At 56.6% G+C, this 6868-nt stretch carries 8 protein-coding genes; 7 read left to right on the top strand and 1 reads right to left on the bottom strand.

Features of this window, described 5'->3' with window-relative positions; all coding sequences use genetic code 11:
- The first annotated feature begins 307 nt into the window (after positions 1 to 307).
- From PHW69_09350 to PHW69_09340, 3 genes are read left to right on the top strand one after another with little or no spacing between them, the layout of a single operon-like run.
- On the top strand, positions 308 to 745 hold the full coding sequence (locus PHW69_09350) for a DNA-binding protein (GenBank protein ID MDD4005387.1): 438 nt from the start codon (positions 308 to 310) through the stop codon (positions 743 to 745).
- A 53-nt stretch (positions 746 to 798) separates the two neighbouring features.
- Positions 799 to 1698: a GTPase Era gene (gene era, locus PHW69_09345; GenBank protein MDD4005386.1), complete on the top strand. Its 900-nt coding sequence runs from the start codon at positions 799 to 801 to the stop codon at positions 1696 to 1698.
- A gap of 17 nt (positions 1699 to 1715) precedes the next feature.
- Positions 1716 to 2291, top strand: coding sequence for a hypothetical protein (locus tag PHW69_09340; GenBank protein MDD4005385.1), 576 nt, complete (start codon positions 1716 to 1718; stop codon positions 2289 to 2291).
- Here the strand turns inward: PHW69_09340 and amrS are convergent.
- Complete coding sequence (amrS, locus tag PHW69_09335; GenBank protein ID MDD4005384.1) at positions 2278 to 3321, bottom strand: AmmeMemoRadiSam system radical SAM enzyme; 1044 nt, start codon at positions 3319 to 3321, stop codon at positions 2278 to 2280. The genes PHW69_09340 and amrS overlap by 14 nt on opposite strands.
- Positions 3322 to 3412: 91 nt before the next feature.
- On the opposite strand from amrS, the gene PHW69_09330 reads away from it, so the two are divergent.
- The 4 genes from PHW69_09330 to PHW69_09315 all read left to right on the top strand — a co-directional run.
- Positions 3413 to 4600, top strand: a complete 1188-nt coding sequence (locus PHW69_09330; protein ID MDD4005383.1) for a hypothetical protein — start codon at positions 3413 to 3415, stop codon at positions 4598 to 4600.
- Between the two features lie 15 nt (positions 4601 to 4615).
- Positions 4616 to 5494, top strand: a complete 879-nt coding sequence (locus tag PHW69_09325; GenBank protein ID MDD4005382.1) for a transglutaminase family protein — start codon at positions 4616 to 4618, stop codon at positions 5492 to 5494.
- Positions 5491 to 6408, top strand: coding sequence for an ATP-binding cassette domain-containing protein (locus tag PHW69_09320; GenBank protein ID MDD4005381.1), 918 nt, complete (start codon positions 5491 to 5493; stop codon positions 6406 to 6408). The genes PHW69_09325 and PHW69_09320 overlap by 4 nt, the downstream gene beginning before the upstream one ends.
- On the top strand, positions 6405 to 6868 hold a 464-nt coding region (locus PHW69_09315), incomplete at its 3' end, for an ABC transporter permease (protein ID MDD4005380.1). The genes PHW69_09320 and PHW69_09315, both read left to right, overlap by 4 nt.

Below are 6868 nucleotides of genomic sequence, written 5' to 3'. Positions count from 1 at the left end.
TATTCCATACGGGTTTTAGGTGTCATTATCCGCCCCTTGTGGAACTGTAAAACTGTCCCTACTTGGGTTAGATAGTAAATTGCGCAATGATATGCCCTATGGTAAGATTTTAGCTTGCGCAATACGCAATAATGACACGCCTCGCCGAATGTGATATAATGGGACCGTGAGGTTCTGTTTATGAATTTCCCATTAGTGGGAAACTTGTTGCCGCAGCAGTGTAAGTGACCGGTTTCAAGACCTTTGCGAAAAGACAGGCAAATCAAACGATCGTCCGTGGCAGTGTCGGCGGAAAAGGGGAGATAAAATGTCAGACAAACCGTATCTTACAGGGCGGGCATACTTGTTTAAAATCAGCAAAGGCGACGATTTGCTGGCCGCGCTCGAAGATTTCTGCACCGAAAACCAGATCAAATGCGGCACTATAACCGGCATGGGTTCCATGATGACTTGCGCATACGGCGTGTTTGACCCCAGGAAAAAGGTTTTTCTCAAAAAGAAATGCGAGGAGTATACCGAAGTGCTCAGCCTCACCGGCAATATCAGCCTGAAAGAAGACAGACCGATGGTGCACGCGCATATCGTGCTGGGCAAGCCAGGCGGCGCGGTTGAAGGCGGGCATCTGCTGGCGGGCACGAAGGTTTTTGTTTCCGAAGTGTTTATTCAGGAGCTGATCGGTTCGCCCAAGACACGCAAGCTGGACAAGTCTACCGGTTTATGCCTCTGGGTTGAAACCAAAGGCTAGCGACTTTTACCGGCCCGGTTTCAAACCGGGCCGGTTTCATTTAGGGAGAACCGATGCCAGAGGTCGTAACTGCCAAAGCAGGATTCGTAGCCATAACGGGCTTGCCGAACGTGGGAAAATCATCGCTGCTTAATTTCCTTGCGGGCGGGAAGCTGTCAATAATTTCGACCAAGCCGCAGACGACGCGGCAGAACATAACCGCCATAGTTGAGGACGGCGCCGCGCAGGGCGTGTTTGTGGATACTCCCGGTTTTCTCAATCCGGAGTACGGCCTTCAGCGCACGATGGTGCGCAATGTAAGGCAGGCCTGCGATGATGACTCCGATATCATTCTGTTCGTTACGGAACCGCGCCCTCCTCTGCCGGAGGAGCTGAAGCTGGCCGAGCTGGTGGCCCGGTGTGATCGGCCGGTTTATCTGGCTGTCAATAAAACCGACACCGCCAGCAATAAAAGCGCGGCGGAAAGCGCGGTCGAGGGGCTGAAGCCGCACCTGAAAATCGCCGGTACTTTTTTCGTGTCGGCCAAAACCGGCGCGGGCCTGAAAAACCTCAGGCGCACATTGCTTGACGCGCTGCCGCCTCATCCGCATTATTTCCCGGACGGACAGTGGACCGACCGCTGGGAACGGTTCTATGCGGCCGAATTCATCCGCGAGCAGATTTTTCATTTGTTCAGCGAGGAAATTCCTTACTCCTGCGCCGTTGAAATAGAGGAATTTCATGAACGCAGAAACGGCCCCGACCATATCCGCGCGGTTATTCATGTCGAACGCGACACGCAGAAAGGAATTATCGTGGGCAAAGGCGGCAAGATGATCAAACAGCTGCGGGAAAACAGCACGCCGGAAATCGAGAAATTTCTGGGCCGGCCTGTCCGGCTGGAACTGTTTGTAAAACATACGCCCGACTGGCGAAACCGAAAAGACACTCTGGAATTATTCGAATATCTGTAACCCGCACGGAGCAGCTTATGACCAAAGCGCGCGATAAAAAAAACTTCCGCCCGGCCGGCGGCGCGGTTGCGCCGGGCCAGCCCCGGATGACGGCGGCAAGCCCGTCCATGGCGGCGGTGTTCAGGGAATTTTTAGCGCGGATCGAAAATCATTTTTTTCTGACTTCGATGCTGACCGCCGGGCTGGTTTCGCTGTTTCTATTCGTGGAACTGCTGATTGTCGTGGCCGCGCAGTGGCTATTGAGCAGATATCTGCTGCACACCGCCGGTTCGCGGCTTTTCCGTTCGCAGCGCAGCACTTATGACAAACTGGCGTTTGCCGTTGTTACCATGCTGAATGTGGCGGGCGGGTATTATCTGATGCTGTTCGCGCTGCGGATGCTGCATCCGAAAGAGCTGACGGATAAGCTCGCTCTGGCGGCGGTTACGCTTGTGCTGCCGTGTTTCCTGGCCTTTCAACTGGCGGGCACGCTTTCCTTTTCCAGCGTTTTTCTCGCCGCATTGCCGCCGGTACTGGCTTTTGCGCTTGGCATCGCGGCGGCTTTGCGCGTGCCGGAAGCGGACAACCTTTTCAATAAAATCAAACTGGACTGAACCTGCCGGCGATATTCCCGCCGCAGGCGGCGCAGCAGCCGCCGGCCGTTACCGCGCGGGAAACAACGGCGAACCCGTCGCGCTCAATAGCGCGCGCATGGCAATGCGGGCAGAGGGTGTCCTGCTGTCCGCCGGCAATATTTCCGGTGTACACATACTTCAGCCCGGCTTTGCGCCCGATCCCGGCGGCGCGCGCCAGTGTCGCGGCGGGAGTGCGGCCTTTATCACGCATATTGCAAGCCGGGTGAAATGCCGTAACATGCCAGGGCATTTCGGGTGAAATGCCGGCGCAGAATCCGGCGGTTTGTGCCAGTTCGGCGTCGCTGTCGTTCAGGTCCGGTATGACCAGCGTGGTTACCTCCACCCAGACCCCGGCTTCCCACATCAGCCGGATGGTGTCGAGCACCGGTTCCAGCCGCCCGCCGATGATTTCCCGGTAAGTTCTGTCGCTGAAACATTTCAGGTCTATGTTGCAGGCGTCAAGAAACGGCATTATGTAACGGGCGGATTTTTCGGACGCGAACCCGTTTGACACGAACGCGGTTTTCAGTCCCTTTGCGCGCGCGGCGATGAAGACTTCTTTTCCCCATTCGCAGGAGATGAACGGTTCATTGTAGGTGGAAACGATTATCGCCGCGCCGGCAGAAACAGCCGCGCCGGCAATTTTTTCAGGCGTGACCGCTGAAACCGGCAGATCCGGGCCGCCGGCGCGCAGGTTCTGGGAAAGTTCGTGATTCTGGCAGAACCGGCAGGAGAAGTTACAGCCCGGCATACCGAACGACAGCGTGAGCGCGCCCGGATGAAAATGATAGAAAGGTTTTTTTTCCACCGGATCGGCTGCCAGGGCCGCCACATAGCCGCTCGGCGCATGCAGTGTTCCGTTGCTGTTAAAGCGTGCGCCGCAGACTCCCCGGGCTCCGTCGGCGATAACGCAGGCGTGCGCGCAGGCCTGGCAGGAAACTTTACCGTTTTCCTCCGCAAGGCAGAGTCCGGCTGCCAGGGCAAACCCGTCAAAGGCGGTTTTTTCCATAGATTACCATGCTGCGCGTTCCGGCGGCTTGTGCCGCGCTATATTGATCCGCTGCATGAAACAGTATAATATAATATAACCGGATATGAATATGAAGAAAAAAATGTTTCTGGCCTGTGTGCTGTTGCTGGCGCAAATGCCGGCGTTCTGCGCCTCCACGGGCGTGTTCAGTCTTGGCGAGGATATTGACACCAGATGGCTGGCCGGTATCCAGAAAATGTACAGGCTGGATTTTGACGGCGCGCAAACGGAATTTCAATCGCTTATAGTATCTTCGCCGACTCATCCCGCCGGCTATCTGGCGCTTGCCGCGCTCAACTGGTGGAAGTTTTCCCAGAATTATGACAAAACCGGGCAGGACACCGGCGCTTTTGAAACGGAATTTTTAAGTTACGCCAACAAAGCCGTGACGCTGAGCGACAGCTGGATTGACAGCGGCGGCGACGAGGCTTCCGCTTCGTTTATCATGGGCACCGCCTATGGCCTGATGGCGCGCTGGTATGCCGTGGAGCGCAGCTGGTGGAGCGCGTTCGTAAAAGGCAAGAAGGGCCGGAAGTATCTGCAGCGCGCGCTTAAACTCAATCCTGGTATTTATGACGCTTATGTGGGGCTGGGGATTTACGATTATTACGCCGCTTCAATACCCGGGTTCCTCAGGCTGCCGTCCCTGCTTTTTGTGCGGGGCGACAAAACCCGCGGGAAACAGGAGCTTGAGTCCGGCATAAAAAACGGCCGGTTCTTCAATACCGAGGCGGAACTGTTTTATATCAGCATTCTCGTGCAGTTTGAAAAGGACTATAAGAAAGCCGCCCGGATGTGCGCAGAGCTTCAGAACAAGGACAAGGACAATGTGTTTTTCCAGTTTGTGGATTTCGCCACCCATTTCAACATGAATGACTGGGAATACACCATAACGCAGGGCAGCAGGTTTATCGCCATGCTGCCGGCTCTGGAGGAACACCCGTTAAGTCAGCAGGCCGCGCTCTTTTTTCTGGCGGTAGGGGACGGGCATGTGGCCAAAATGCAGTTCGGCCAGGCGATTTCCATGTTCAATCAGGGCATAGACAATACACCTTACAAAGACAAGGGCTGGGTGACTTTCTGTTATCTGCGCCGCGGGCAGGTGTATGATGTCCTGGGTGAGCGCGAAGCAGCTCTGAAAGATTACAAAGTCGTTCTTTCCCGGCCTGATTTCTGGGATTCTGCCGTTTCCGCCAAAAAAGGCGTTTCAAAGCCGTACACATACGACGCGGTTCTGTCCGAAATAAACGCGCACTGAAATAACGGGGTCAGCATGTCAGTCAAGAAACCAAAGCAACTGCCCGACAGCGAGATAAAGGCGCTCATTGATCTCATTGCCAACGAGGATAATTCCAACGCGGAAAAACTAACCGCGCGGCTGGCGGAAATTATCCGGTGCGATCCAGAGCGGGTGGACACTATTATCGGGCGGGAGTTTCACGACACGCCCGATTGCGTGGGGCGGCTGCTGATGGCGGTGCGCGCGGAAATGATTCTGCAGATGTTCCGCAATATCTTCACGCGGGCAGGCGAGCCGGACCTGGAGGAAGGGCTGTTTCTGCTGTCGAAATTTTTCGAGCCCAGGCTCTCGCTGGCGGAGTTTACCGGCAAGATAGACTCGCTCGCCGAATTCACCGCCGGTTACGCCAAACCGGCGACCGATCTCGCTTCGTTTCTCGCGCTTTTCAACAAAGCGCTGTTTGAAGAAAAAGGCTTTACCGTGGCGCCGGAGGGGCGCGCCCTGCCGCAGGCGATGTATCTGTCGAGCGTGCTGGAATCGAAGCAGGGCACTTCGCTGGCGTTAAGCTCGCAGTTCATACTGGTGGCGGAAAAAATGGGGATTCCGTCCTACGGCACACATCTGCCGGGCATGGTTATCGTGCAGCTGCACACGCCGGGCAACAGGATTTTCATAGCGCCTTCGCTCAAAGGCAAAATCATCAGCCGGCACGACTGCCTGCGGTATGTGCGTTCCCGCATGATGGCGTGGGAGGATTATTTTCTTGATCCGGCGGATTCGGCGTATATGCTGTCGCTTACGATCGGGAATCTTATTTTCCAGCACAACCGCCTTGGCAATGAGGACACGGTGGAGCATCTGAAACGGTTTCTGGGCGTGATACAAACCCGCGCGGAAAGGACAGTCTCATGATCCGGGCCGCCGATTTCCGACGCAGTTACGGCGCCGTGCGCGCCGTGGACGGCGTTTCATTCGCGGTCGGAAAAGGCAAAATAGCCGGGTTCCTCGGCCCCAACGGCGCGGGCAAAACCACTACCATAAAGGCGTTCATCGGGTTTCTTGCGCCGAGCGAGGGAGCGCTTTTTATCAACGGGCTGAACACCGAACTGCATCCTTTGGAAACAAAAGCGGTGATAGGATATCTGCCGGAAAACAACCCGCTTTATGAAGACATGGAAGTGGCTGACTATCTTTTGTATAACGGCGCCGTGCGCGGCCTGGCCGGTCAGAAACTGGATCGGGCGGTAAAAAACGCGGTCGAGCGGTGCGGGCTGGGCGAAGTGATCGGCAGGGATATCGGCGAGCTTTCCAGAGGCTACCGCCAGCGCACGGGCCTGGCCAACGCAATAGTGCATGATCCGCCTGTGCTGTTTCTGGATGAGCCGACCGGCGGGCTGGACCCCAATCAGGCTGAGGGCGTGCGTATGCTGATCCGGGAACTCGGGCGTGAAAAGACCATTCTGTTTTCCACGCACATGCTGGAGGAGGCGCGCCGCGTTTGCGACGAACTGCTTGTCATCGCGCGCGGCCGGCTGGTCGCGCAGGGTCCTGCGGCAAAGGTGCTGGGCGGAGAAGAGTCCTGCGCGCTCACGCTGTGCGGAGATATTGATGAAGCGGCTGTCCGCGCCCGGCTGTCGGCGCTGGCGGGCGTAACGCGCTGTGAAAGCGCGCGGTCGGGCGGCGAAACACGGTTTACCGTCAGCGCGCCGGGCAATGATCTCCGGCGCGCGGTTTACTCCGCCTCCGTTGAAAACGGCTGGCCGGTGCTGGAGCTGAAGAAAGAAGCCTCCTCGCTGGAGGATGTTTTCAGGAGCCTTACTTCATGAGCGGCAACGGCCGGTTTGGCGCCGCTTTGCGTTCCGTCGCGGTCCTCTACAGCCGGGAAACGGCGGCGTATTTTTCTTCCCCCATGGCCTATATAGTGATTGCCGCGTTCCTGCTGGTGTGCGGGTATATTTTCGGTTCACAGCTTTTTATACGGAACCGGTCGGATATCCAGCCGTTTATGTCAATCGCTCCGTTAATGCTGACTTTTTTTGTGCCGGCGGTTACAATGCGCCTGTTTGCGGAGGAGGCCAAAAGCGGTACCGCCGAACTGCTGGCGGCTCTCCCGGTTTCAAGAGGGCGGATTGTCGCGGCGAAATTTCTGGCCGGGGCTACTGTCATCTGGACCGCGCTTGCCCTGACGGCGGCTTATCCCGTTACGGTGACCCTTGTCGGCCGGCCCGACGAGGGAGTGCTGTTCGCTTCCTATCTCGGGCTGTTTGGCGTTGCGGGGCTGTTCGC

Source organism: Elusimicrobiaceae bacterium, from assembly GCA_028700325.1.
Classification (GTDB): Bacteria; Elusimicrobiota; Elusimicrobia; order Elusimicrobiales; family Elusimicrobiaceae; genus JAQVSV01.
This window is presented reverse-complemented; position numbering and strand designations above follow the sequence as displayed.

Excerpts from the sequence above, each read along its gene's own strand:
- era (MDD4005386.1), top strand. The coding sequence starts at position 799 with ATGCCAGAGGTCGTAACTGCCAAAGCAGGATTCGTAGCCATAACGGGC.
- PHW69_09325 (MDD4005382.1), top strand. The coding sequence starts at position 4,616 with ATGTCAGTCAAGAAACCAAAGCAACTGCCCGACAGCGAGATAAAGGCG.
- PHW69_09340 (MDD4005385.1), top strand. The coding sequence starts at position 1,716 with ATGACCAAAGCGCGCGATAAAAAAAACTTCCGCCCGGCCGGCGGCGCG.
- PHW69_09320 (MDD4005381.1), top strand. The coding sequence starts at position 5,491 with ATGATCCGGGCCGCCGATTTCCGACGCAGTTACGGCGCCGTGCGCGCC.
- amrS (MDD4005384.1), bottom strand. The coding sequence starts at position 3,321 with ATGGAAAAAACCGCCTTTGACGGGTTTGCCCTGGCAGCCGGACTCTGC.
- PHW69_09350 (MDD4005387.1), top strand. The coding sequence starts at position 308 with ATGTCAGACAAACCGTATCTTACAGGGCGGGCATACTTGTTTAAAATC.
- PHW69_09330 (MDD4005383.1), top strand. The coding sequence starts at position 3,413 with ATGAAGAAAAAAATGTTTCTGGCCTGTGTGCTGTTGCTGGCGCAAATG.